The 25499-nt window shown below is 73.8% G+C and carries 18 protein-coding genes, 1 tRNA gene and 1 pseudogene; 12 read left to right on the top strand and 8 right to left on the bottom strand.

Annotated elements, in window-relative coordinates; genetic code table 11:
• The 3 genes and pseudogenes from OO57_RS21540 to OO57_RS21530 all read left to right on the top strand — a co-directional run.
• Positions 1-129: pseudogene (locus OO57_RS21540) on the top strand (neutral zinc metalloprotease); the annotation flags it as partial.
• Between the two features lie 247 nt (positions 130-376).
• Entirely contained in the window at positions 377-1372 is a 996-nt protein-coding gene (locus tag OO57_RS21535) for a hypothetical protein (RefSeq protein WP_081973852.1), read from the top strand.
• Positions 1373-1653: 281 nt separating this feature from the next.
• Complete coding sequence (locus OO57_RS21530) at positions 1654-2979, top strand: peptidoglycan-binding protein (protein WP_033254222.1); 1326 nt, start codon at positions 1654-1656, stop codon at positions 2977-2979.
• Positions 2980-3039: 60 nt separating this feature from the next.
• Here the strand turns inward: OO57_RS21530 and OO57_RS21525 are convergent, their stop codons facing one another.
• Genes OO57_RS21525 through OO57_RS21505 form a run of 5 tightly spaced genes read right to left on the bottom strand, consistent with a single transcriptional unit; the run spans position 3040 to position 8777 of the window.
• Positions 3040-3696 carry a TrmH family RNA methyltransferase gene (locus tag OO57_RS21525; protein WP_033254189.1) on the bottom strand — a complete coding sequence of 219 codons (657 nt, stop codon included), beginning with the start codon at positions 3694-3696 and terminating at the stop codon, positions 3040-3042.
• Positions 3693-5843 carry an FUSC family protein gene (locus OO57_RS21520; RefSeq protein ID WP_033254188.1) on the bottom strand — a complete coding sequence of 717 codons (2151 nt, stop codon included), beginning with the start codon at positions 5841-5843 and terminating at the stop codon, positions 3693-3695. Before OO57_RS21520 ends, OO57_RS21525 begins: the two co-directional genes overlap by 4 nt.
• Positions 5844-5896: 53 nt before the next feature.
• Positions 5897-6973: an HTTM domain-containing protein gene (locus OO57_RS21515; RefSeq protein ID WP_234337442.1), complete on the bottom strand. Its 1077-nt coding sequence runs from the start codon at positions 6971-6973 to the stop codon at positions 5897-5899.
• Positions 6970-7596, bottom strand: coding sequence for a DUF5819 family protein (locus OO57_RS43990; RefSeq protein ID WP_158715185.1), 627 nt, complete (start codon positions 7594-7596; stop codon positions 6970-6972). Before OO57_RS43990 ends, OO57_RS21515 begins: the two co-directional genes overlap by 4 nt.
• Positions 7597-7655: 59 nt before the next feature.
• The gene (locus tag OO57_RS21505) at positions 7656-8777 is read right to left on the bottom strand and encodes a rhodanese-like domain-containing protein (RefSeq protein ID WP_158715184.1); all 1122 of its coding nucleotides are present in this window, start codon (positions 8775-8777) and stop codon (positions 7656-7658) included.
• A gap of 215 nt (positions 8778-8992) precedes the next feature.
• On the opposite strand from OO57_RS21505, the gene OO57_RS46860 reads away from it, so the two are divergent.
• Positions 8993-11653 (top strand): ATP-binding SpoIIE family protein phosphatase, encoded by a 2661-nt coding sequence (locus OO57_RS46860; RefSeq protein ID WP_033254186.1) that lies wholly within the window; start codon positions 8993-8995, stop codon positions 11651-11653.
• A 35-nt stretch (positions 11654-11688) separates the two neighbouring features.
• Here the strand turns inward: OO57_RS46860 and OO57_RS43985 are convergent, their stop codons facing one another.
• Both OO57_RS43985 and OO57_RS21490 read right to left on the bottom strand, forming a co-directional pair.
• Positions 11689-12348 (bottom strand): hypothetical protein, encoded by a 660-nt coding sequence (locus OO57_RS43985; RefSeq protein WP_158715183.1) that lies wholly within the window; start codon positions 12346-12348, stop codon positions 11689-11691.
• Positions 12349-12666: 318 nt separating this feature from the next.
• Positions 12667-14409 (bottom strand): phosphatidylglycerol lysyltransferase domain-containing protein, encoded by a 1743-nt coding sequence (locus OO57_RS21490; RefSeq protein WP_051778048.1) that lies wholly within the window; start codon positions 14407-14409, stop codon positions 12667-12669.
• Positions 14410-14627: 218 nt separating this feature from the next.
• Here OO57_RS21490 and OO57_RS21485 point away from each other — a divergent pair, with 218 nt between their 5' ends.
• Entirely contained in the window at positions 14628-15296 is a 669-nt protein-coding gene (locus tag OO57_RS21485; RefSeq protein WP_033254185.1) for a response regulator, read from the top strand.
• Positions 15293-16450 (top strand): sensor histidine kinase, encoded by a 1158-nt coding sequence (locus tag OO57_RS21480; RefSeq protein ID WP_234337441.1) that lies wholly within the window; start codon positions 15293-15295, stop codon positions 16448-16450. The genes OO57_RS21485 and OO57_RS21480 overlap by 4 nt, the downstream gene beginning before the upstream one ends.
• 234 nt (positions 16451-16684) lie before the next feature.
• On the opposite strand, the gene OO57_RS21475 is transcribed toward OO57_RS21480, so the two are convergent.
• Positions 16685-16771 (bottom strand) — tRNA-Leu (locus OO57_RS21475).
• Positions 16772-17124: 353 nt separating this feature from the next.
• On the opposite strand from OO57_RS21475, the gene OO57_RS21470 reads away from it, so the two are divergent.
• From OO57_RS21470 to pknB, 6 genes are all read left to right on the top strand, one after another.
• Complete coding sequence (locus tag OO57_RS21470; RefSeq protein WP_033254184.1) at positions 17125-17994, top strand: FhaA domain-containing protein; 870 nt, start codon at positions 17125-17127, stop codon at positions 17992-17994.
• Between the two features lie 12 nt (positions 17995-18006).
• On the top strand, positions 18007-18531 hold the full coding sequence (locus tag OO57_RS21465; protein ID WP_033254183.1) for an FHA domain-containing protein FhaB/FipA: 525 nt from the start codon (positions 18007-18009) through the stop codon (positions 18529-18531).
• Between the two features lie 45 nt (positions 18532-18576).
• Complete coding sequence (locus OO57_RS21460) at positions 18577-20097, top strand: PP2C family protein-serine/threonine phosphatase (protein ID WP_033254182.1); 1521 nt, start codon at positions 18577-18579, stop codon at positions 20095-20097.
• Positions 20098-20131: 34 nt separating this feature from the next.
• Positions 20132-21637, top strand: coding sequence for an FtsW/RodA/SpoVE family cell cycle protein (locus OO57_RS21455; RefSeq protein WP_033254181.1), 1506 nt, complete (start codon positions 20132-20134; stop codon positions 21635-21637).
• Positions 21634-23091 (top strand): peptidoglycan D,D-transpeptidase FtsI family protein, encoded by a 1458-nt coding sequence (locus tag OO57_RS21450; protein WP_033254180.1) that lies wholly within the window; start codon positions 21634-21636, stop codon positions 23089-23091. The genes OO57_RS21455 and OO57_RS21450 overlap by 4 nt, the downstream gene beginning before the upstream one ends.
• Before the next feature lie 281 nt (positions 23092-23372).
• A complete protein-coding gene (gene pknB, locus OO57_RS21445) occupies positions 23373-25424 on the top strand; it encodes a Stk1 family PASTA domain-containing Ser/Thr kinase (protein WP_051778047.1) in 2052 nt (683 codons plus the stop codon).
• The last annotated feature ends 75 nt before the right edge of the window (positions 25425-25499 follow it).

Genomic DNA, 25499 nt, shown 5'->3' with positions numbered 1-25499 from the left:
TACGCCCAGAAGAGCATCGACCTGTCGGCCTACGCGGGCCAGAGCGTCACGGTGAAGTTCAACGCGGTCGAGGACTCCTCGCTGCAGACCTCCTTCGTGGTCGACGACACCGCGCTCAGCGTGTCCTGACCCCGTGTCGACGCCGGTGCCGGGGGCCCTCCGCGGGTCTCCCGGCACCTGTGTGTCGGCAGTGTTGCCGGTTCGGTCCGCTTGCGAAATGCTTGTCGTGACCACTGTCATATGTCCTGATTAATGACGTAGCCTCTCAACCCTCATAGGGTTCCCACACGCTCGGCGGCGGACCACCGACGCACCGACCGAGCACCGTGGAGCCGGGGGTGATCCCGCCGAACCCGCCGGGTGGGGAAGGTGTCGCATGGGCTCGCAACAACCGCAGCAGGCCGGCCGGCTCCGACTGGTCGCCCAGCGCGACCACAGCGGTGAGCAGCCGCCACCGCCGACCGGCCCCCCGACGCCGCCGGGCGGCTTCGCCGAGGTGCTCAACGCCGCCATCGAGAGCAGCGGCCTGAGCCTGGACCGGATCCGCGCCGCGCTCGCCAAACAGGGCGTCAGGATCAGCGTCACCACCCTCAGTTACTGGCGGCGCGGCCGCAGCCAGCCCGAGCGCGCCACCTCGCTGCGCGCCGTCCACCTGCTGGAGGAGCTCCTCGGCCTGCGCCACACCTCGCTCACCGCCCTGCTCGGCCCGCCCCGCCCGCGCGGCCGCTGGGTCGCCCAGGGCCCGGCCCCCGACGGCCTGCGGCTGGAGCAGGTCTGGCCCGGCCAGGCCGAGCTGGTCGAGGTGTTCGCCGAACTGGACGCCCCGCCGGCCGGCCAGCTGGAGCGCCAGTCCATCCACGACGCCTACTACGTCGACGCCTCCCGCCGCGGCCACCTGCTGCGGATGCGCCAGGTGGTGCGCGCCACCGTCGACGGGGTCACCCGGCACGTGGTCGTCCACAAGGCCGACGAGGGCGTGGAGAGCTGTCCGGAGATCACCTCCGTCCGGCACGCCCGCCTCGGCCGGGTCCGCCGCCGCCCGCTCAGCGGACTGCTGGTCGCCGAGCTGCTGCTCGACCGGCCGCTGGCCCTCGGCGACTCCACCGTCCTGGAGTACGAGGTGCAGATCCCCGACTCCGGCCCGACCACCGACTACGGGCGGTTCTTCCCCGCACCGGTGCGCGAGTACGTGCTGCAGGTGCACTTCGACCCCGCCACCGTGCCGGTGCAGTGCGAGCGCTTCGACCGCACCCCCGGCACCGAGGTCGACCGCCACCGCGAACCGCTGTGGATCGGCGCCTCCGCCAGCGCCCACGTGCTCACCGCGGACCAGCAGCCCGGCCAGGTCGGCATCCGCTGGCAGTGGGAGTAGCTCCCCGCGCCTCCCGCCCTCCCCTTCCCTCCCGAATCTTCCCTATCCTTCCCTTTCCCTCCCATTCGTTCCTCTTTATCACCTTTTCTTCCATTTCGTGCACTTTCGCCCCTTTCACCCCTTTGGCCCCGTTTCGCCCCTCGCCACGCCCGACCCCGCGGTGCGCGCGTTCACCCGAACCGCCCTGTCCCACGCCCCATCAGGTGGTCCGCACCACCGCCCGCGGGGAACGTGAGTCCCACTCAGCGAGCTCACCGAGGAAAGGCGGGACCCCCGTGCTGATGGAGTTCAGCGATGTCGAGCCGGACGACTCCTGCACCTGCGGCGGCTGCACCGACCGCCGCCGGGCCCGGCTGCACGCCGTCCGCTCCCCCCGCCACCGCCCCCGCCGGGCCCGCCGGGCGGCCGTCCTGCTCGCCGTCGGCGGCGTGCTGGGCGGCCCCGCCGCCTCCCTCGCCGCGGCCGCGCCGCGCACCGACAGCAGCCCGCTGATACCCGACTCGCCGCAGGGCCAGGTCGCCGGCCCGTACGGCGCGGACACCCCGGCCCACCGCTCGATAGCCGCCCGGCCCGCCACCACGCGGGCGGAGATCCTGCGCCGGGCGCAGACCTGGGTCGACCAGAAGGTGCCGTACAGCATGGCCAAGTACTGGTCGGACGGCTACCGCCAGGACTGCTCGGGCTTCGTCTCGATGGCCTGGGGCCTGGGCAGCAGCCAGACCACCTGGACGCTGCCGGACTTCGCCGACCGGATCACCAAGGACGAGCTGCAGCCCGGCGACGCGCTGGTCTACAACAACCCCGAGGACCCCGAGGGCGGCTCGCACACCGTCCTGTTCGGCGGCTGGGTCGACGCGGCGCGCACCAAGTACACGGCCCTGGAGCAGACCCGCCCGGGCACCACCAAGCGCAGCACCCCGTACGCGTACTGGAGCAACGCGAGCGGCTACCTCCCGTACCGCTACAAGGGGCTGAGCCAGCCGATGCCCGCGCCGGACGACCCGGACGCCTTCCCCGGGGCGGACAAGTTCGGGCCGGGCAAGGTCAACGCGTACGTGACCAGGCTGGGGAAGATGCTGGTCGAGCGGGGCGGCGGGCGGTTCTACCGGGAGGGGCCCAGCCCGGACTGGGGCGAGGCGGACCGGAAGGCCACCGAGGCGTTCCAGCTGGCGCAGGGCTGGCGCGGCGCCGAGGCCGACGGCTACCCCGGCAAGGACACCTGGGACTACCTGGTGCACCACAAGGGCAAGGACATCCCGCCCGCGGCCGCCACCACCCCGCCGGCCCCGACCACACCGACCGCCCCGACCACGCCCGCCACCCCGGCCCCCGGCACCCCGAAGCCCCCGCCGCCCGCGCAGCCCCCGACTCCGGCCTTCCCCGGTGCCGACCGCTTCGGACCGGGCAAGGTCAACGACGACGTGCTGCGGCTCGGACGGCAGCTGGTCGCCAAGGGCTTCGGCGCCGCCTACCGGGAGGGCCCGAGCCGGGACTGGGGCGAGGCCGACCGCCTCAACGTGGCCGCCTTCCAGCGCGCCCGGGGCTGGAGCGGCGCCGAGGCCGACGGCTACCCCGGCCCGCACACCTGGAAGCTGCTGTTCTCCTGACGGACGGCGGTCGGCGGACGGCGGTCGGCGGTCGGCGGACGACGGCCCGCGGGAGCGCGCTCAGGACGCGGCGTGCTCCCGCACCCAGGCGTGCATGGCGATCGCGGCGGCCGCGCCCGCGTTGATCGAGCGGGTGGAGCCGAACTGGGCGATCGAGCAGACCGCCGCCGCGTGCTCCCACGCCTCCGCGGTCAGCCCCGGCCCCTCCTGCCCGAACAGCAGCACGCAGCGCTCCGGCAGCCGGAAGGTCTCCAGCGGCACCGCACCCGGCAGGTTGTCGATCCCGATCACCGGCAGCCCGCGCTCCGCCGCGTACGCGGCCAGCGAGGCCACCGAGCCGTGGTGGCGCACGTGCTGGTAGCGGTCGGTGACCATGGCGCCGCGCCGGTTCCAGCGCCGCCGCCCGACGATGTGCACCTCCTCGGCCAGGAAGGCGTTGGCGGTGCGCACCACCGAGCCGATGTTGAAGTCGTGCTGCCAGTTCTCCACCGCGACGTGGAAGCCGTGCCGCCGGGTGTCCAGGTCCGCGACGATCGCCTCGTGCCGCCAGTAGCGGTAGCCGTCGACCACGTTGCGGCGGTCCCCGGCGGCCAGCAGCTCCCGGTCCAGCCGGGGGTCGTCGGGCCACGGCTCGGGGTGCGGGCCGACGCCGATCTCCCGGTCGTCGCCAAGGTCGTCGTACTGCTCGCCCAGCTGGGGCACCGAGGTGTCGCTCACGCCCCCAACGGTACGGGCTCGGCCCGCACCGGCTGCGTCCGCGTCCGCACCGAGCGCTCCAGCTCGGTGAGGGCCTGCATGACCAGCCGGGCCCCGGCCCGGGTGACGTCGATCCGGTCGTCCCGGGGCAGGGCGGCCAGCTGGTGGTCCCAGGTGCGGTGGGCGTCGCGCAGCAGGGTGAAGTCGACGTCCTGGCCGAGCAGGACCGCGGCGGCGGCCAGCGCGGTGGCGTCCCGCAGCTCCTCGCCGAACGCGGCGGCGCCCGGCACCGGCGGGGCGTCCTCGCCCGGCAGGTGGGCCTCCAGCAGGACGGTCGAGCGGTCCAGCATGCCGACCGCGGAGCGGGCCTTGTCGAACTGCTTGCGGGTCAGCTCCCGCAGCACCTGCTCGTCGTGCCGCACCGGCTCCACCTCGGCCCGGTCCAGCGCCGCCAGCATCTCGCTGCGCGCCTCCCGCACGTCCAGCAGCGCGGGCCGCACGTCCTGCTCCGCGTGCCCGCCCGCCGGGTCCCCGTACGCGGTGAACACCGCCGCCGCGTACCGCCCCGCCGAGGCCAGCCACTCGGCCAGCCGCTCCGGCAGCCGGGCGGTCTGCCAGGTCGGGAACAGCGCGTACGCGGCGAGCGCGACGAACCCGCCCAGCAGCGTCATCGACACCCGGTCCACCGCCAGCTGCACCGGGTCGCCCGGCTGCAGGCCGAGCAGGAACACCACGTACGAGGAGATCGCCACCGTGGTCACCGCGTACCCGGTGCGCATCGTCAGGTACGCCAGCCCCATGCAGCACACCGCCAGCACCGCCAGCACCCGGTCCCCCGGGTCGAACAGCTGCACCACGGTGGTGGACAGCAGCACCCCGGCGGCGGTCCCGGCCACCCGGGCGACGCCGCGGCTGAAGGTCTGCGCGAAGTCCGGGCGCATCACCATCGCCGTGGTCATCGGCGCCCAGTAGCCGTGCTCGATCCGCAGCAGCCGGGACGCCAGGTAGGCGGAGGTGACCACGACCGCCATCCGCACCGCGTGGTGGAAGATCGCCGAGTGCCGGTGCAGCTGCCGCCCGACGGTGGCCAGCGCGGCGGGCGCGACCTTGGCCAGCGGCGGGCGGCGCAGGCCGGTGGCGGGCGCGGTGCGGGTCTGGACGGTGCTGCGGTCCTGCCGGTCGAGCCGGTCCGCGGCCCGGCCCAGCAGGCCGGAGAGCCGGCGGGCCGAGCGGCGGGCGCCGCCGCGCAGCAGGTCCTCGCCGCTGCCGCTGCCGGGGCGGGCCAGCGTCAGGCCCGGGGTGTCCTTGGGCAGCCGGAGCGGGTCGCCGCTGCGAATCGCCCGGGTCAGCGCGTCCAGCACCTCGGCGGCGGCGGCCAGCACCTCCCGGGCCCGGTCCCGCTCCGGGCCCTCCTCGGCGGCCCCGACCCGCGGATCGGCCAGCGCGGCCAGCGCGGGGCGGATCCGCTCGGCGATGGTGCGCAGCCCGCGCAGCTCGGGCGGGCGCCGCCGGGCCTGCCGGGCGGTCAGCCGGGCGGCCTGCCGGCCGACGATGAACGGCTCCGGGTCGACCTGCGCCACCGGGTCGTGCCGCAGGCGGCGGGCGTAGTCGCCGAGCCCGGCGTAGATGTCGGCGAGCGCGTCGCGCTGGGCCCGCCAGCTGTCGATCGGCCAGAGCGTGACCACCAGGGCCTGGACGGCACCGCCGACCGAGCAGAGCAGCCCGTGCTCGACCGCGGTGGGCACCGACACCGGTAGCTGCACCACCACCATCATCACGGCCAGCGTGTTCGCGGCCACCACGCCCGCGGTCGGCCCGATCGCCCAGGCCAGCCCGGCGCCGAACGCCCACAGCGCCAGCAGCACCGGGTACGCGCCCGGGATGCCGACCGCGACGTAGCCCAGGAAGGTCGACAGGCCCAGCCCGGCCGCCGCCACCAGCGCCAGCGAGGCGCGCGGGCGGAACGAGCGCTGGAAGGTCGCGGTGCCCGCGATGAACGCGCCCATCGCGGCCGAGGTGGCCTGCGCGGGCCCGAACAGCAGCAGCGTCGGGAAGACCACCAGCGCCGCGGCCACCGCCCCGCGCAGCGCCCGCCTGGGGTTGGTCAGCGAGCGGTCCACGGTCAGCCCGGCCTTCGCGGTGTCGCGCAGGGCCGTGAACCAGGACATACCGCGAGCTTATCGACTTTTCGCCCACCGGCCCGTCGGTCGTCCGGCCCGGGTCAGCCGTCCGCCCCGCCCACCGGCTCGCCCGCCGCCTCCACCGGCCCGCCCGCCACCGCCTCCACCGGCTCCCCCGCCGCCGCCCCGCCCGTCCGGCCGGACCGCCGGGCCACCCACCACCCCGCCGCCCGCCCCTGCACCGCCAGCAGGCCCCCCAACCTCAGCAAAAGGGCCGTCGGCAGGAACACCGCGTCCGCCGACACCATCGCCAGCGAGAAGAACGGCAGCCCGAGCAGCAGCGCGATCGCCAGGTGCTCGACCACCATCACCGCCAGCAGCACGTTCTTCAGCCGCCGGGCGGCCAGCGAGAACGGGAAGCCGACCTGCATGGCCACCGTGCCGTAGGTCAGCGCGAAGGTCACCAGCAGGCTGCCGCCGAGCAGCCCGGACAGCTCCGGCCAGGGCGTGAAGTAGTCCAGCTCCAGCGGGTAGAAGACCGCGGTGCCGTCCTGCCAGCGGGCGCCCTGCACCTTGTACCAGCCGGCCGTGGCGTACACCAGCACCACCTGGACGGCGATCACCAGCATCGCGCAGTTGTGCAGCATCGCGGCCAGCGCGTCGGCCAGCGCCCGCGGCTCGCCCCACTCGGCCGGGTCCCTGCCCGGCCGGCGGGCCCGGCGGCGGGCGTCCAGCGACCAGACCGCGCCGCAGCGGGTGAACACCAGGTAGATCGCCATCAGGTGGACCAGGTTGTCGCCGCCGTCGCCGAGGAACACGTTCCGGTTCTGCAGCGACAGCACCGTCAGCGCGAACAGCACCGTGGACGCCCGGGTGCGCCAGCCCAGCGCCACCGCCCCGGCCGAGAGCAGCGCCAGCAGGTACACCGCCTCGAACCACCAGCGGCCGTCGCTCCAGGACAGCGCGGTGAACGCGTGGGTGTCGGCCAGCAGCCGGTCGTTCAGCTCCGCCGACCAGGGCGAGCGGTCCCCGTACAGCACCCGCCGGTTGCCCCACTCGCGCAGCAGGTAGGCGCCCCACGTCCCGGCGGTGCCGATCCGCACCACGGCGGCCTGGTACGGGGCGAGGGTGGTCAGCAGGCGCGGCAGCGCGGCCCGGACGGCGGCGGGGGTCGTCACGACAGGCCCTCCCGGTCCGCGTCCTGGACGGGCCACCAGGGCAGCTCGCGCACGTGCGGGGCGGTGTCGACCTGCTCCCGGCTCCAGGCGGGCGGGGCGACGGCGGTGACGGTGGCCCGCAGCTGGACCTGGATCACCCGCCCCCCGCCGGTGCCGGTCCGCTGCAGGGCGATCCGCTCCAGGTACCGCTCGGCCAGCTGCCCGCGCGAGCCAGGCGCCGCCTGCGCGTCGCCCTCGCCGTGGGTGGACTCGTAGAAGTCCCAGGCCCGGCGCAGCAGGTTCTGGTCCAGGTGGCTGGGCGCCGGGTCGTGCCGGATCGCCGCCCAGTCCTCGGCGGACAGGCCGCGCCACTCGCCGGTGACGACCGTCCCGTCCGGGCCGACGGTCTGCACCCGGGCGTCCACCGCGACGTTGCGCTGCAGCGGGTCCGGCGCGAACAGCTTCCAGTTCTGCTCGAACTCCGGGTACACCACCCAGTCGACCTGGGCCCGGTACTGCTTCGACACCGAGTTCGCGGGCGCCACGTGCAGGAAGAGCGCGCCGAGGAACGCCAGGACGCAGGCCCCCAGGCCCACCCCGGCGACCACCAGCACCACCCGGGCGGGCTTGGACCAGACGCGCACGGCGGACATCCTGCCGCACCGCCCACGCGTTCGAACAGGGGCCGGAGCCCTTGCGGCCGCTACAGGACGAACGGCTCCCCGCCGGTGCCGCTCACCATCGGGCGGCCCGCGGCCTCCCAGGCGAACATCCCGCCGTGCACGTTGACCGCGTCCCGACCGCCCGCCACCAGGTACTGCACGACCTGCGCGGAGCGGCCGCCGACCCGGCACATCACGTACAGCCGGCCCTCGGGCAGCTCGTCCAGGCGGGCCACCACCTCGCCGATCGGGACGTGCAGCGCCCCCTCCACGTGCCCGGCGTCCCACTCGTCCTGCTCGCGGACGTCGAGCAGGACGGCGTCGTCGGGCACCGAGGCGGCGTCGGCGGTGGGCAGCTGAGCGAACATCGGGGGAGTCTCCTGGGGGGTGTCGGACGGTTCGTTCCCGCCATTGTCGGGCAGCAGCGCGGCCAGCCTCGCCTGCCGGTCGGCGGCGGTGGCCAGCAGCTGCTCGGCGAGGTCCTCCAGCAGCCGCTCCGGCTCCTCGGGGCGCAGCAGCAGCAGCTCGCCCATCGGGGTGCGCTCCAGCCGGACGCGCTCCACCGCCAGCGCGGTGATCCGGCCGGTCAGCCACTCCAGGCGCTGGCGCAGCCAGGCCAGCCGGTCCGGGGAGTCGGCGGCGGGCGCCGAGTCCGGGGAGGAGGACCACTCCTCGGCCAGCCGCTCCAGCCCTTCGGTGTCGGCCAGCGCGTACGCCTCGTTGACCCGGGCGATGAACGCCGAGCGGCGCTCCTGCTCGGCCGGGTCGGTGGTCAGGTCGGGGTGCGCCCGGCGGGCCAGCTCGCGGTAGGTGCGCTGGGCGTCCTTGTCGGGGCGCACCCGGCGGGCCTCCGGCTCGCCCTCGCGCGGGCCGCGCTCCTGCGGCGGCTCGACCCGCTCCCGGGCCTCCCTGGCCCGCCGCAGGTCCTCCGGGTCGCCGCTGAGCGCCGCCACCGACTCGGCGATCAGCGCGTCCAGCTCGTCCAGCTCGGCGTAGAGCGGGCCCAGCAGCTGGTGGTGGGCCAGCGCGAAGTTGTCGATCTCCACCCGCAGGGTGGCCACGTCCACGTCCAGGGTCAGCCAGGCCAGCTCGGCCGCCGCGACCCGCTCCTCCAGGTCCTGCCGCTCCGGGTCCGCCCACACCTCGACGCTCGGTACGCTCACCCTGGCCACCCTACCGGGGACCGCCGCGCACCCGATCGGGTGACGCCGTAGCACCCCGGGGGCGTACGGCGGGCGACACGCAACTGATACTGACGAATCTGCCCGATTAACTACCTCCCCCCGGCATCTCCGTGCTTCATTGGAGGGCGCGCGCAAGGACGCACGCATCCGGCCAGGAGGAGCAGCAAGCACAACAAAGGGGCAGACCGATACCCATGGTGGACCAGCCCGACTCCACACCCCCCTCCGGAGTGGTCGCCCTGCTCCGGGTCGCCGCCGTGCTGGTCGACCCGGACGGCCGGATCGCCCTGTGGAACCGCACCGCGGAGGAGCTGTTCGGCCACCGCGCCGAAGTCGCCCTCGGCCGCACCGCGCACGGCCTGCTGCCCGCCGTCGAGCCCCGCCCGGACGGCTCCGGCCCGGCCCAGCGCCACGACGCCCTCGACACCCTCGACGACCTCGTGCTGGACGGCCCGTGGGCCGGCCCGATGGCCGTGCACGACCGCGAGGAGCGGCTGCGCGACGTCCTGTGGTGGGCCTACCCGCTGGTCGAGCCGGTCGGCCGCTCGCTGCTCGCGCTGGCCGCCGACGCCCGCCCGCTGCGCACCGCCGGGCCGCGGATCGCCCTCGGCGAACGCCTCGTCCCGTACGCCGCCGCCCCCGCCGCGGCCCGCCCGCAGCAGGTCACCGCCGCGTTCGCCCCGCCCGGCCCGGGCGCCGCCGAGGCGCTCGCCGCGCTGCTCCCGTCGGGCTCCGAGGAGCGCCGCCGCCGCCTGCTGGACGCCCTCGCCCTGGCCGGCCCGCCCGCCCTGCGGGTGGACGGCGCGACCCGGCTGCCGGTGGTCCCCTACCAGTCCTCCCCCGAGGGCACCGGCACCGCCCGGGTCGCCGCCGGGATCGGCCGCCGCTACCCGACCCCGCAGCAGCGCGCCGCCGCCCGCCGCACCGACGCCCCCGCGCCGGGCCCGGGTGCCCAGGGCGGCTCCGGGGTACGGACAGCGCCTGCCGGGTCCGCCGCCGCCCCGCAGGGCGCGCCGCGGCCCGGCCGCGCCGTCCCCGGGCAGCGCGAAGCCGCCGCCCACCGCCCGCAGCCGGGAGGCCCCGCCATCGACCCCGCAGCCGCCGCCCCCGAACCGACCGCCGCCCCCGCCGCCGTCCCGCCCAGCCGGACGGCCGACCCCGGCACCGGCGTGGAGGTGGTCCGCGGGCTGCCCGACGACGGCGACCTCGCGCTGCTCGCCTCGGTCGGCAGCCAGGTCGGCACCACCCTCGACCTGGACACCACCGCCCGCGAGCTGTGCGAGGTGCTGGTCCCCCGGGTCGCCGACTTCGCCTGCGTCGACCTGCTCGACGGCCTGATCTCGGACGGCGAGCTGCCCGCCGCCTCCCCCGACGACGCGGCCGTGCTGCGCCGGGTCGCCCGCACCTTCAACCCGTCCTCGCAGCGCTGGAGCCACGTCCTGGACGAGGGCGCGCTGCTGACCATGCCGCGCTCCACCCCGCCCGGCCTGGCCCTGCAGGAGAACCAGCCGGTCCTGGTGCCGCTGATCTCGCCGGACGTCGCGGTCGACTACGCCGCCTCGCTCGGCGGCCCCGAGCTGGAGCCGACCGTGGTGGGCCGCTCGATGCTGGTGCTGCCGCTGTCCGCCCGCGGCGCCGTGCTGGGCATCCTCAAGCTGCTGCGGCTCTCCGACCGGGCCCCGTTCGGCCGCTCGGACGCCGACACCCTCAAGGAGATCGCCGCCCGCGCCGCGCTCTCGCTGGACAACGCCCGGCTGCACCGGGCCGAGTCCAAGGTCGCCACCACCCTGCAGCGCTCGATGATCCCGACCCGCCCGCCGAAGATCCCCGGCGTGCAGATCGCCCACCGCTACATGCCGGGCGACCGCAAGGCCGAGGTCGGCGGCGACTGGTTCGACGCCATCCAGCTGCCCGGCAGCCGGGTCGCCCTGGTGGTCGGCGACGTGATGGGCCACGGCCTGCACTCGGCCGCCGCGATGGGCCGCTTCCGCACCGCCATGCAGACCCTGGCCGCCCTCGACCTGCCGCCCGGCCAGCTGCTGCGCCACCTCGACAACCTGGCCCACAAGCTCGGCGACGACCACCTGGCGACCTGCCTGTACGCCGTCTACGACCCGATCAACCGCACCTGCGAACTCGCCTCCGCGGGCCACGTCCCGCCGGTCCTGGTGCACCCCGACGGCCGCGGCGAACTGCTGGAACTGCCCTCCGGCGCGCCGATCGGCGTCGGCGGGGTGCCGTTCCAGACCAAGAAGATCGACGTCTCGGACGGCTCGATGCTGGTGCTGTGCACCGACGGCCTGGTCGAGGTCCGGGGCGGCGACATAGGGGAGGGCCTGGCGGCGCTCTGCGGCAACCTGATCGACCCCAAGCAGACCCCCGACGAAGCCTGCGACACCGTCCTGAACACCCTGCACTCCGACGACCGGCAGGACGACATCGCCCTGCTGGTGGCCCGCTTCGACGGCGTCCCGCCGACCGAGGTCGCCACCTGGCAGCTCGGCGTCACCGAGCTGGAGGTCGGCCGGGCCCGCGGCCTGGTGCGCGACCAGCTCGCCGCCTGGCAGCTGGCCGCGCTCACCGAGACCGTCGAACTGCTGGTCTCCGAACTGGTCACCAACGCGGTGCGGGTGGCCCGGGCCGAGGTGCAGCTGCAGCTGATCCGGGTCGACAAGCTGCTGGTGGAGGTCAGCGACGACAACCACAACCTGCCGTCGCTGGAACCCGCCGAGTCGCTGTCCGAGCACGGCCGCGGCCTCAACCTGGTCAGCAAGCTGGCCGAGAAGTGGGGCACCTCCCGCAAGGCCGTCGGCAAGGTCGTCTACTTCGAGATGCCGCTGCCGCGCGGCAGCTGACCGCCCGGCCGGCGACCGCCCGGCCGACCGCCGGATCAGGGGGTGATGACCGCCCTGGTCCGGCGCTGCGCGGCCACCGACGCGGCCGCCCCGACCCCGGTCAGCACCCGCGGCCAGTAGTCGCCGAACACCTCGACCCACACCGCGATCAGCACCGCCGCGCTGATCGCCACCAGGTGCTCCAGGCCCGCCAGGTTCGGCAGCACCAGCGCCTCCAGCGCCATCGCCAGCACCACCGCCCCGCCCGTCCACCACGCCCGGCAGCGGAACGCCACCACCACGGCCAGCGCCACCACCGCCGCCGACGGCCCGGTGTCCCGCACGTGCGCCACCCAGCGCGGGAAGCCCAGCGCGTGCTGCGGGCCCAGCGCCACCCCGACCCGGGCGAACAGCGTGCCCGCCACCGTGCAGACGTACGCCACCACCAGGGTCAGCCGGCGGCCCAGCACGATCTCCGCCACGCCGAACACCAGGAACACCTGCGCCAGCGCCCCCCACACCGGCAGGTCCAGCGCCGGGACGTACAGCGACAGCGGCGTCCGCAGCAGCGACACGTCCAGCGGCAGCGCCGCCTTCACCACGCCGATGTCGGACACCAGCCGGTCCCCGCCCGGCAGGTGCTGCAGCACCGAGAAGAGCAGCACCAGCGCGGTCGCCGCGGTCGCCAGCGGAACGGCGGCGAATTTCCGCCGCACCAGCCTCTCCCGCACGGAAGCGAAGAGCTCCCCCCACTCCGCGACCGCGGCGCGGCGGAATACCGCCCACCACTCCGGTCGCCCGCCCCCCGCGCGGGTGATCACCTTCACGAGCCCTTTTCTCCCGTCCGCTTTCCGCGCCTGTCCGAGCCACCGCCCCTGCTGCGCCCCCCTACCGAGGCTACGCACCGGACCGACCGGCGGCATCAGCTTCGATGACCATTCCCCCCCTCCTTCCGGAGGGGTGCTCCCGGCCCGCTCCGCCCCCCGGCGGAGGGGCCGCCCCCCGTCCCGCGCCGTGCCCGGCCGGGAAGCTCCTCACCCGTGGCGGCGGCGGAACAGCACCGGCATGCTCGGCGCCGTGATGAAGCCCTCCGCGCGGGCCGAGGCGATGCCGATCCGGGGAATCTCGCCGCTCTTCTCGAAGAGCAGGTAACGCGGTTCCCAGATCGGCCGGTACTTCGCGTTCGCCCGGTACAGCGACTCGATCTGCCACCAGCGGGAGAAGAAACCCAGCACCGAGCGCCACAGCCGCAGCACCGGGCCCGCGCCCAACTTCGAACCGCGCTCGAAAACCGACCGGAACATCGCGAAATTCAGCGAGACGCGTTCCAGTTCGACCTCCCCGGCCCGCTGCAGGAGTTCGATCACCATGAACTCCATCAGGCCGTTCTCGCTGTCCCGGTCGCGCCGCATCAGGTCCAGCGACAGGCCGTGCCCGCCCCACGGGACGAAGCTCAGCAGCGCCCGCAGTTCGCCGTCCCCGTCGAAGCACTCCAGCATCACGCAGCGCCCGTCGCCCGCGTCCCCGAGCCGGCCCAGCGCCATCGAGAAGCCGCGCTCGGTCGCGCCGTCCCGCCAGTGGTCGGCCCTGGCCACCAGCTCGGCCATCTCGCACTCGGGGATGTCGCCGTGGCGGCGGATCCGCACCGTGTACCCGGCCCGCTTGACCCGGTTGTACGCCTGCCGGACCACCCGCATCGCCCGGCCGTCCAGCGAGAACTCGTCCAGCTCGACGATCGCCTCGTCACCCAGCTCCAGCGCGTCCATCCCGTGCCGGGCGTAGATCACCCCGGCCTCCTCGGAGGCGCCCATCACGGCCGGCACCCAGGCGTGCTCCCGGGCCTCCGCCAGCCAGGCGTCGATCGCCCCCGGCCAGGCCTCCGGGTCGCCGATCGGGTCGCCGGAGGCCAGCGTGACGCCGCCGACCACCCGGTAGGCGATCGCCGCCTTCCCGGACGGCGAGAACACCACCGCCTTGTCCCGGCGCAGCGCGAAGTAGCCCAGCGAGTCCCGCTCGCCCTGCTTCTCCAGCAGCTCGCGCAGCCGGCTCTGGTCCTCGTCGCTCTGCAGCTCCTCGCCGCGCGGCGAGCGGAACGCCACCCACAGCACGAACAGGAACAGCACCGCGCTCATCGCGTTGATCGCCGCGTTCACCCAGGTCGGCACCGAGACCACGTCCTGGACCCGCTCCGACGGGGTCAGCGTGATCATGCGGTGCACCGCGTAGCTGAAGCGCATGCCGAAGCCGGCGCCGGAGGCCTCGTTGGTCAGCTGCACCAGCACCGAACCGACCAGCCCCCCGACCACCAGCCCGCCCACCGCGGCGGCCGCCGCGGTCTTCGGGTTGGAGCGGTCGCCCTTGGAGGTGAACTCCCGGCGGGAGGCCAGCAGCGCCACCAGGAACAGGCCGGTCAGCACGATCGAGAAGTAGTTCCAGACGTGGTCCCGGTACCGGTCGCCCCAGGCCAGCAGCGCCAGGAACCCGAAGAACGTCAGCCCGGCCAAGCCGGTGTTGAAGATCCAGGCCGCCCGCTTGCGGCGGCGCATCGCCACCGCGAGGAACAGCGCCAGCAGCATCGAGGTCAGGCCGGCGGTCATCAGGTAGGGGGTGAAGTACTCCCCCTCGTTGTGGCGCTGGACCTCGTCCCGGAACGGCACCGACAGCACCGCCACCAGGTTCAGCAGGGCCATCAGGCGCAGGTACCAGACGGTCGACGCGGCGGCCCGCGGCCGCCACCGTGCCAGCGGACCGGGGCCCTCGCCGTTCGTGGGGGACACGGCCGGGGAAGCCGTCTTCACAGTGGACACAGCAACCATTCCAGACGATCGATCAACGGGGCGCATCCGCTCGCGGTTCCGCGCACTCCACCCCGATTTCCATGGTTGCCCGGCGGAGATGAGAATTGCGTGAATCCGGTAGCGGATTCCCACCCCCGCCGATCGGCGGGGGTGCCGGAGCGCCGCCGGGACCGAACCCGCCCCCACCAGGGAGAGACATGCCGCCGACCCGGGTCCTGATCGTGGACGACGAGGTGCTGGTCCGCTCCGGGCTCGGCCTGATCGTCGGCACCGCACCCGACCTGGAGGTGGTCGGCGGCTGCTCCGGCGGCCAGGCCGAGCAGCTCGTCCGCGAACTCGCCCCGCAGGTCGTCCTGCTCGACGTCCGGATGCCCGACCTGGACGGGATCAGCGTGCTGCGCCGACTGCGCGCCCTGCCCGAGCCGCCCGCCGTCGCGATGCTCACCACCTTCGACACCGAGGAGCACATCGGCACCGCGCTGCGGGCCGGGGCCGCCGGGTTCCTGCTCAAGGACACCGCCCCCGAGCAGCTGGTGCACGCCGTCCGGGTGCTCGCGGCCGGCGGCAGCGTGCTCTCCCCGACCGTGGCCAGCACCGTGATCAGCGGCTACGTCGAGGGCGGCGCCACCGACACCGCCGCCGCCTCGCTCACCGGCCGGCTCACCGGCCGCGAGCTCGACGTCCTGGCGCTGCTCGGCGAGGGCCTGTCCAACGCCGAGATAGCCGACCGGCTGTTCCTCGGCACCGGCACCGTCAAGGACCACATCAGCGCCATCCTGTCCAAGCTCGGCGCCGCCAACCGCGTCCAGGCCGCCGTCCTCGCCCACCGCGCCGGGCTGGTCCGCGACCGGCGGGACGGCGCGTGACCCCCGAGGAGCCCGCCGCCCCGCGCCGCCGGGCCCCGGCCTGGCTGCGCTCCCCGCGCACCGCCCTGCTGGTGCCGGTGCTGCTCGCCGCGATGGACTCCGCCCTGGTCGCCAAGGACTCCGCGCCCTGGCAGCTGGCCCTGTCCGCGCTCTCCGTCCCCGTCCTGCTGTGGCGCCGCCGCCACCCCCTGCCGGTGGCCCTGCTCACCCTGCCCGGCGCGTTCTTCAACGAGATCTGGCTCTCCCCCATCACCGGCGTCTACTCGGTCGCCGCCGCCTGGCCCCGGCCCCGCGTCCCGGTCGCCTGCGCCACCGCCTTCGCCCTGGTCGAGTTCTTCCACTGGCCGCTGGACCCCGGCCTGTTCGAACTCAGCCGGGACAACGCCCTGTACGCCATCCAGTCGGTGATGCTCGGCGCCGGACCGGCCGCCCTCGGCATGCTCGCCCGCACCCGCGGCGAACTCGCCGAACGGGTCACCGAGCTCACCGCGGGACGGCAGCGCGAGAGCCGGCTGCTCGCCGAGAAGGTGCTGGCCGCCGAACGGGCCCGGCTAGCCCGCGAGATGCACGACGTGGTCTCGCACCAGGTCAGCCTGATCTCGATCCAGGCCGGGGCCGTGCAGGTCTCCAGCACCGACCCCGCCGCCCGCGAGGGCGCCCGCACCATCCGCGAGCTCTCCGTCCGCACCCTGGACGAACTCCGGCAGATGGTCGGCGTGCTGCGCGCCGCGGGCGTCCCCGGCACCCCGCTCACCCCCCAGCCCACCCTCGCCGACCTGCCCCGGCTGATCGACGGCAGCGGCCTGGCCGTCACCAGCCGCCTCGACCCCGGCCGCCGCCCCTGGCCCGAGGCGGTCGAACGGGCCGCCTACCGCACCGTCCAGGAGGGCCTGACCAACATCAGCAAGCACGCCCCCGGCGCCCCCGTCGCCGTCCGGGTCACCGCCCGCGGCGGCAAGCTGCACGTCGAGGTCCGCAACGGCCCCCCGCCGGCCCGCACCCCGCACCCCGACCGGGACGACGCCCCCCTCCCCGGCGGCGGCCACGGCCTGATCGGCCTGCGCGAACGCGCCGCCCTCCTCGGCGGCACCTTCACCGCCCGCCCCGCCCCCGACGGCGGCTTCGTCCTGCACGCGGTGCTGCCCGCCGCCTGAAACGGCCGTCCGCGGTGAACTCGACCTCCGCGCCGGAGGACTCCAGCACCCTCCCCCCGTACGGGAACCACGCCTCGTAGACGCTCTGCTTGGCGCTGAACAGCAGTCGGCCCCACGGCACCCCGCACGGGAAGCTCGACCGCACCGCGCTCGCCTCCCGGGAGGGGACAAAACAACGAGGCCGACCAGTTCGACTTTCGTCGACCTGATCGGCCTCGTAAGGTCTTGCGACCTTGGTGCGCGAGGGGGGAGTTGAACCCCCACGCCCTTTCGGGCACTGGAACCTGAATCCAGCGCGTCTGCCTATTCCGCCACCCGCGCATGGGTGTTGTCTTCAGTTGCTTACCGCTTCTTCCGACCTGTCGAGAAGCTTACCGCATCTCTCGGGGTCTTCCGTTCGGCTCCCTCTCGGGCGCCCCTTCCGACATGGAAAACATTAGCACGCCCCGAGCCGCACCTGCGAATCCATTCCCCGCGGCCCCCCTGCACGGCCTCCGGCGGCCCGCAACCGGAGGCCGGGCGAACGAGTGAGCGGGCCGCCCGGCGGGTACCCCTCCGGGCGCGACCTAGGCGGGGAACCGTACGGAAGGGCCGGGCGTGGATACGATCAGTACGGAAGTACCGCTTTCCAGCCGACGAGCCGGCCCGTCCGACGCCCTGAGAGGGGGTGCCCCGTGGGAGTCCTGAAGAAGTTCGAGCAGCGACTCGAAGGTCTCGTGAACGGCACCTTCGCGAAGGTGTTCAAGTCCGAGGTCCAACCGGTGGAGATCGCCGGCGCCCTGCAGCGCGAGTGCGACAACAACGCCACCATCTGGAACCGGGACCGCACGGTCGTCCCGAACGACTTCATCGTCGAGCTCAGCCCGCACGACCACGAGCGGCTCAGCCCCTACGCCACCCAGCTCGGCAACGAGCTCGCCGGCATGGTCCGCGAGTACGCGGAGGCGCAGCGGTACAGCTTCATGGGCCCGCTGCAGGTCGCCCTGGAGAAGGCCGACGACCTGGACACCGGCCTGTACCGGGTGCGCAGCCGCACGCTGGCCGCCGAGGACCCGCAGCGGGCCCAGGCCGCCCAGCCGCCCGCCGCGCAGCCCGGGTACGGGCGCCCGCCGACGCCCCCCGCGCCCGGCGCGCCCTGGCACCAGGGGGCGGCCGCCGCCCCGTACGGCGCCCCGCCGCCGCCCGCCGCCCCGCCCGCGATGCCGTCCGCCCCGCCGCCGGGCAACGTCCGGCCCTTCCCCGGCGCGGGCCACGGCGGCGCCGGCACCCGGCGCTGGGTCGAGGTGAACGGCGCCCGGCACCAGATCAGCCAGAACGCGGTGGTGCTGGGCCGCTCCACCGAGGCGGACATCCGGATCGACGACCCCGGGGTGTCCCGCAAGCACGCGGAGATCCGCCCCGGTACGCCCGCGATGGTCCTGGACCTCGGCTCCACCAACGGCATCGTGGTGGACGGGCAGCACACCCAGCGCGCTACGCTCCGCGACGGCTCCCGGATCGTCCTGGGGTCGACCACCATCGTCTACCGACAGGTCGAAGGGTAGAAGCGGGCCGGTATGTCTGATCTGACCCTGACGGTCATGCGGCTGGGCTTCCTGGCCGTCCTCTGGCTGTTCGTCATCGTCGCGGTGCAGGTGATCCGCAGCGACCTGTTCAACACCAAGGGCGCGGCGCGCACCGCCCCGCGGTCCACCGCCCCCGCCCCGGCCGGGGCGGGCCGTCCGCCGCAGGGCCAGGGCGCCCCCGCGGCGGCCGCCCAGCAGGCCCAGGCCCGGCAGCGCCGCGGCCAGCCCACCCACCTGGTGGTGACCCAGGGCTCGCTGGCGGGAACCACCGTCGCGCTGCAGGGCCAGACCATCACACTGGGCCGGGCGCACGACTCCACGATCGTGCTGGACGACGACTACGCGTCCTCGCGTCATGCCAGGATCTACCCCGATCAGGCTGGGCAGTGGACGGTGGAGGATCTAGGCTCCACCAACGGCACCTATCTCGACCGGCAGCGGCTCACCTCGCCGATGCCGCTCCAGACCGGCGTGCCGATCCGAATCGGCAGGACCGTCATCGAGCTGCGGAAGTAGTCAGCGCATGAGGACCAGCTCCACCCGAAGGAGGGCCCGGACAGCATGAGTCTCGTGCTGCGCTTCGCCGCCGGCTCGCACAAGGGCCTGATCCGCGAGGGGAACGAGGACTCCGGCTACGCCGGGCCCCGGCTGCTCGCGGTGGCCGACGGCATGGGCGGGGCGGCGGCCGGTGAGGTCGCCTCCTCCGAGGTCCTCGGATCGATCGTCCGGCTCGACGAGCCGCACCCCGGCGCCGACCTGCTGAGCCTGCTCAACGAGGCGGTGCAGACCGCCAACGAGCGGCTGCGGCAGATGGTCGAGCAGGACCCGCAGCTGGAGGGCATGGGCTGCACCCTGACCGCGCTGCTCTGGGACGGCCAGCGGATGGGCCAGGTGCACATCGGCGACTCCCGGGCGTACCTGCTGCGCGACGGGCGGCTCGACCAGATCACCCAGGACCACACCTGGGTGCAGCGGCTGGTCGACGAGGGCCGGATCACCGCCGAGGAGGCCGAGACCCACCCGCAGCGCTCGCTGCTGATGCGCGCCCTGGACGGCCGCGGCCAGGTCGAGCCCGACCTGTCGATCCGCGAGGTCCGGGCCGGTGACCGCTACCTGATCTGCTCCGACGGCCTGTCCGGCCCGGTCAGCCACCAGACCCTGGAGGAGACGCTCGGCAGCTACTACGCGCCCGAGCAGACCGTCCAGGAGCTGATCCAGCTGGCGCTGCGCGGCGGCGGCCCGGACAACATCACCTGCATCGTCGCCGACGTGATCGACGTCGGCGCCACCGACCCGCTCAGCGGCCAGGCCGCCGAGGCGCCGGTCGTGGTCGGCGCGGTCGCCGACAGCCAGCCGCTCCCCTTCCACGACCCGCAGCTGCTGGACACCCCGGCCGGCCGGGCCGCCGGGCTCGGCCGCGGCCCGGCGCCGCAGGCCCCGCAGGGCGCCTTCGGGCCCGCCCGGGGCTACGAGGACGGCTACGAGCAGCAGCCCGGCTACGGCGCCCCCGGGGGCGGCTTCGGCCCGGCCGAGGGCTACGGCGCCCCCGCCGGCGACTTCGGCCCCGCCGAGGGCGGCTACGGCGGCGAGGCGGAGTACGGCGCGCCCGGCGAGGAGTTCGACCCGGACGCCCCGGTCGACCGCCGGAAGAAGAAGCGCGGCCTGAAGCTGACCCTGATCGGGGTACTGGTGCTCGCGGTGCTCGGCGGCGCCGGGTTCTTCGCCTGGCAGTGGAACCAGGACCAGTACTACGTCGGCTCCGAAGGCGGCCACGTCGCGGTCTACCGCGGCCTGGACCAGAACCTGGTCGGCATCGAGCTGAGCTCGGTCTACCAGCAGTTCTCCGACGTCGAACTCAAGTACCTGCCCGCCTACCAGCAGGACCAGGTCGCCAAGAAGATCCAGGCGAACGGCCTGGCCGACGCGCGCAAGCAGGTCGACACCCTGCGCGCGCAGGCCGCCGTCTGCAAGAAGGTCGAAGAGTCCAAGAACGCCCCGGCCACCGGCGAGGGCACCCAGCCGTCCGCGCCGCCGCTGACCGAGCAGGAGCAGCAGCTCGCCGCCGCCTGCCCGGCCCAGTAGGACCGCGGTCGAACCCGGGGGGTTTCACACAGGCATGAGCACCTTCGACGTGAGCGGCGGCCGCCCGCCCGCCGCCGGGCGCCGCCGCGCCACCGGGCGCAGCGCCGCGGAGGCCGTCCCGAACCGGCGCAACACCGAGCTGCTGATGCTGCTCTTCGCGGTGGCCGTCCCGATCCTCGGGTACGCCAACGTGGGCCTGGCGATCGACGGCACGCTGCCCGCCAACATCCTGTCGTACGGCCTGGGCCTGGGCGTGCTGGCGGGCGTCGCGCACCTGGCGGTGCGCCGCTTCGCCCCGTACGCCGACCCGCTGCTGCTGCCGCTGGCGACGCTGCTGAACGGGCTCGGCCTGGTGATGATCTGGCGGCTCGACAAGGCCGGCCCGCTGCTGCGCAAGAACTTCCCGGCGACCACCAACCAGCTGATGTGGTCGGGCCTGGGCATCGCGCTGTTCATCGGCGTGATGTGGCTGCTCAAGGACCACCGGATCCTGCAGCGCTACACCTACATCTCGATGGTGGTCGCGCTGGTGCTGCTGGCCGCCCCGGCCTTCTTCCCGTCCCAGGACGAGAACTTCGGCGCGAAGATCTGGATCCGCTTCGGGGCCTTCTCGATCCAGCCCGGCGAGTTCGCCAAGATCATCCTGACCGTCTTCTTCGCCGGGTTCCTGATGGTGAAGAAGGACGCCCTGGCGCTGGCCAGCCGCAAGTTCATGGGCCTGTACCTGCCGCGCGGGCGCGACCTCGGCCCGATCGTGGTGGTCTGGCTGCTGTCGATCCTGATCCTGGTGTTCGAGACCGACCTCGGCTCGTCCTTCCTGTTCTTCGGCCTGTTCGTGGTGATGCTGTACGTGGCCACCGAGCGGACCAGCTGGATCGTCTTCGGTCTGCTGATGTCCTTCGGCGGCGCCGCGGTGGTGGCCACCAGCGAGCCGCACGTGAAGACCCGGATCAACGCCTGGCTGGACCCGATGGCCGCGTTCGGGCCGAACCCGCCCAAGCAGTCGTCGGAGCAGATCGGCCAGACCCTGATGTCGCTGGGCTCCGGCGGCACCGTCGGCACCGGGCTGGGGCAGGGCCGCAGCTGGCTGATCCAGTTCGCGGCGAAGAGCGACTTCATCCTCGGCTCGTTCGGCGAGGAGCTGGGCCTGACCGGGCTGATGGCGATCTTCCTGGTCTACGGCCTGGTGGTGCAGCGCGGCCTGCGCACCGCGCTGGCGGCCCGCGACCCGTTCGGCAAGCTGCTGGCAGTCGGCCTGAGTTCGGCGTTCGCGCTGCAGGTCTTCGTGGTCGCGGGCGGCGTCACCGGCCTGATCCCGCTGACCGGCATGACGATGCCGTTCCTGGCCCAGGGCGGTTCCTCGGTGGTCGCCAACTGGGCGCTGATCGCCGTCCTGATGAAGATCAGCGACACCGCCCGCCGCCCGGCCGCCGAACCGGCCGCCGAACCCGCCCCGGCCATCCCGGAGCCCGCCGGTCCCGACCGGTTCGGGCCGCCCGGGTACGGCACGCCGGGCCAGAGCAGGGGAGCGTCCTCGTGAACAAGCCGATCCGCCGGGTGTCGATCTTCTGCCTGGTGCTGATCCTGGCGCTGCTGGTCCGGGTGAACTGGGTGCAGGGCGTGCAGGCCTCGGCCTGGGCGAACAACAAGGAGAACGAGCGGACGAAGTACGACCGCTACGCCTACCCGCGCGGCAACATCATCGTCGGCGGGCAGCCGGTCACGAAGTCCGACTTCGTCAACGGCCTGCGCTACAAGTACAAGCGCGCCTGGGTCGACGGTCCGATGTACGCCCCGGTCACCGGCTACTCCTCGCAGATCTACGACGCCAGCCAGCTGGAGAAGCTGGAGGACGGCGTGCTGTCCGGCACCGACTCCCGGCTGTTCTTCCGCAACACCCTGGACATGCTGACCGGCAAGCCCAAGCAGGGCGGCGACGTGGTCACCACCATCGACCCCAAGGTGCAGAAGGCCGGCTTCGAGGGCCTCGGCAACCGCAAGGGCGCCGCGGTGGCGATCGACCCGAACACCGGGGCGATCCTGGCGCTGGTCTCCACCCCGTCCTACGACCCGGGCACCTTCGCGGGCGGCACCGACGCCGACTCCGCCGCGTACAACGCGCTGAAGGCCGACCCGAACCAGCCGATGCTGAACCGGGCGCTGCGCCAGACCTACCCGCCCGGCTCGACCTTCAAGCTGGTCACCGCGGCCACCGCGTTCGAGACCGGCAAGTACAAGGACCCGGGGGACGCCACCGAGACCCCGGAGACGTACATCCTGCCCGGCACCAGCACCCCGCTGATCAACGACAGCCCGGACGAGGACTGCGAGAACGCCACCCTGACCTCGGCGCTGGCCATCTCCTGCAACACGGTGTTCGGCAAGCTCGGCGCCGAGCTCGGCGGGGACGCGCTGCGCGCGCAGGCCGAGAAGTTCGGCTTCAACGACGACAAGGTGGACATCCCGGTCCGGGCCGCCGCCAGCTACTACCCCAGCGGCTCCTCCCCCGACGGCACCGCGATGGACGCCATCGGCCAGCACGACACCCGGGCCACCCCGCTGCAGATGGCCATGGTGGCGGCGGCCATCGCCAACAACGGCTCGCTGATGCAGCCGTACCTGGTCTCCCAGGAGGGCGCGCCCGGCCACGCCATCTCCACCCACTCCGAGCACCAGATGAGCCAGGCCGTCTCGCCCGCCACCGCGCAGAAGCTGCAGCAGATGATGGAAGAGGTGGTGAAGAGCGGCACCGGCAAGCGGGCGAAGATCCCGGGCGTGACGGTCGGCGGCAAGACCGGCACCGCGCAGCACGGCCAGGACAACTCGGGCAAGCCGTTCGCCTGGTTCGTCTCCTACGCCAAGGACTCCGGCGGCAAGCAGGTCGCGGTCGCGGTGGTGGTCGAGGACGGCGCCGCGCAGAGCGCCGAGATCTCCGGCGGCTCGCTCGCCGCACCGATCGCCAAGGCGATGATGCAGGCGGCGTTGGGCAAGTAGGGCCGGTCGCATGCGTCACATTCCGGCCGCCGGTGCTCGATCGGCGGCCGGAATTGTCACAATGGGACGGTCCCGGTCGGTACCGGTCTGGTCTCAGCTGGCGGCCTGTTCGGGTCCGCTCAGGTTCGCCCGGTAGCGTATCCGCCAGCAGCGGGTGTACCCGCGGCCGGAGATCGTGGCCCCGACCGTGAAACCGCGGCGGCGGCCGACGCGTCCGAAGAGAGCGTGCGGGGACACCTACGTCACATCCTCACCGACCGGTGGGGGAGAGGGTCGGAGATATGGAAGAGCCTCGTCGCCTAGGCGGCAGGTACGAGCTCGGCGGCGTCCTCGGGCGCGGTGGCATGGCCGAGGTGTACCTCGGCCACGACACCCGGCTCGGTCGCACCGTCGCCGTGAAGACCCTCCGCACCGACATGGCCCGCGACCCGTCCTTCCAGGCCAGGTTCCGGCGCGAGGCGCAGTCCGCGGCCTCGCTCAACCACCCGGCCATCGTCGCGGTCTACGACACCGGCGAGGACTACATCGACGGGATCTCCATCCCGTACATCGTGATGGAGTACGTCGAGGGCTCCACCCTGCGCGAGCTGCTGCACACCGGGCGGCGGCTGCTGCCCGAGCGGGCGCTGGAGATGACCATCGGCATCCTGCAGGCGCTGGAGTACTCGCACCGGGCCGGCATCGTGCACCGCGACATCAAGCCCGCCAACGTGATGCTGACCCGGCAGGGCAACGTCAAGGTGATGGACTTCGGCATCGCCCGCGCCATGGGCGACGCCGGCATGACGATGACCCAGACCTCCGCGGTCATCGGCACCGCCCAGTACCTCTCCCCCGAGCAGGCCAAGGGCGAGACCGTCGACGCCCGCTCCGACCTGTACTCCACCGGCTGCCTGCTGTACGAACTGCTGACCGTCCGGCCGCCGTTCGTCGGCGACTCCCCGGTCGCGGTGGCCTACCAGCACGTCCGCGAGGAGCCCGCGCCGCCGTCCTCGTACGACCCCGAGGTGCGCCCCGAGATCGACGCGATCGTGCTCAAGGCGCTCGCCAAGGAGCGGGACTACCGCTACCAGTCCGCCGACGAGATGCGCGACGACATCGAGCGCTTCCTCGACGGCCTGCCGGTCAACGCCGCCCAGCAGGCGGCCTACGGCATGGGCGCCGCCGGGTACGGCTACGACCAGGGCGGCAACCAGTACGACCCGTACGGCCAGACCAACGTGCTGCCCCAGCAGGGCGGCGGCCCGACCACCGTGCTGCCGCCGGTCGGCAACCAGCAGCCCGCCCCCTACGGCGGCGGCTACCAGGACAACGGCTACGGCGGCAACGGCGGGGACGGCTACGACAACGGCTACGAGGGCCGCGGCAGCCGTCGGCGCGAGGAGCAGCCGAAGAAGAGCAACACCTCCTGGATCGTGCTCGCCGTCGCGGCGGTGCTGGTCCTGGTCGGCGCATTCTTCGTGGTGCAGTCGATGGTGAAGACCGGCGGCACCAACGCCGGGAAGACCAGCGTCCCGAACCTGTCCGCGCTGAGCCTGGCCGACGCCGAGAACGCGGCGAAGGCGCAGAGCGCCACCCTCAAGGTCGTCGCCGGGACCCCGGCCGCCACCTGCGCCGACACCAAGGTCCAGAAGGACCAGGTCTGCACCCAGGAGCCGGCCGTCGGCGGCACGATGGCCGCCGACGGCACGATCACCGTGCACCTGGCCGCCGCCGCGGCCCAGGTCGACGTCCCGGACGTCTCCGGCCAGGCCAAGGACGCCGCGACCAAGGCGCTCAAGGACAAGGGCTTCGACGTCAAGGTCACCTACGCCAACGACGACAAGATCGACCAGGACAAGGTCATCTCGCAGGACGTCAAGGACAAGGCCGCACCGGGCACCACGATCACCCTGACGGTCTCCTCCGGCCAGCAGAAGGTCGCCGTGCCGAACGTGACCGGCAAGGCCGTGGACGAGGCCACCCAGACCCTCTCCGACGCCGGGTTCAGCGTCGTGGTGAACAACAAGTCGGTCACCGACCCCACCCAGGCCGGCCAGGTCCTCGACCAGAGCATCAAGAACACCCAGGCCAAGCAGGGCACCTCGATCACCCTCACGGTCGGCAAGCTCGCCGACAAGGTGAGCATGCCGCCGCTGCAGAACGTCAAGGTCAGCCAGGCCATCAAGCAGCTGTCCGAGCTGAAGATCGGCTACCGGATCACCGGCCCGCAGGACCCGAACGCCACCGTGACGGCCACCAGCGTCCCGGCGGGCACCCAGCTCACCCCCGGCGCCGACGAGGTCGTCCTGATGACGCAGTCGGCGACCAAGACCGACGAGCCGAAGCCGTAGCCGCCGTCGGAGCCGCGGCAGCCGCAACGGCCGAGGGGCCGCACCGTTCACTGCGAACGGTGCGGCCCCTCGGCC

The sequence above is a fragment of the Kitasatospora phosalacinea genome (genome assembly GCF_000717185.1).
In the GTDB taxonomy this organism is placed as follows: Bacteria; Actinomycetota; Actinomycetes; order Streptomycetales; family Streptomycetaceae; genus Kitasatospora; species Kitasatospora phosalacinea_A.
The sequence above is the reverse complement of the archived record's forward strand: the minus strand, read 5'-3'. Positions and strand labels throughout refer to the sequence as shown.

What these genes read in the sequence shown, in the direction of transcription:
- OO57_RS21460 (WP_033254182.1), top strand. Translation starts at nt 18,577, where the DNA reads ATGAGTCTCGTGCTGCGCTTCGCCGCCGGCTCGCACAAGGGCCTGATC.
- OO57_RS21465 (WP_033254183.1), top strand. Translation starts at nt 18,007, where the DNA reads ATGTCTGATCTGACCCTGACGGTCATGCGGCTGGGCTTCCTGGCCGTC.
- OO57_RS21520 (WP_033254188.1), bottom strand. Translation starts at nt 5,843, where the DNA reads ATGTCCTGGTTCACGGCCCTGCGCGACACCGCGAAGGCCGGGCTGACC.
- pknB (WP_051778047.1), top strand. Translation starts at nt 23,373, where the DNA reads ATGGAAGAGCCTCGTCGCCTAGGCGGCAGGTACGAGCTCGGCGGCGTC.
- OO57_RS21530 (WP_033254222.1), top strand. Translation starts at nt 1,654, where the DNA reads ATGGAGTTCAGCGATGTCGAGCCGGACGACTCCTGCACCTGCGGCGGC.
- OO57_RS21485 (WP_033254185.1), top strand. Translation starts at nt 14,628, where the DNA reads ATGCCGCCGACCCGGGTCCTGATCGTGGACGACGAGGTGCTGGTCCGC.
- OO57_RS46860 (WP_033254186.1), top strand. Translation starts at nt 8,993, where the DNA reads ATGGTGGACCAGCCCGACTCCACACCCCCCTCCGGAGTGGTCGCCCTG.
- OO57_RS21455 (WP_033254181.1), top strand. Translation starts at nt 20,132, where the DNA reads ATGAGCACCTTCGACGTGAGCGGCGGCCGCCCGCCCGCCGCCGGGCGC.
- OO57_RS21535 (WP_081973852.1), top strand. Translation starts at nt 377, where the DNA reads ATGGGCTCGCAACAACCGCAGCAGGCCGGCCGGCTCCGACTGGTCGCC.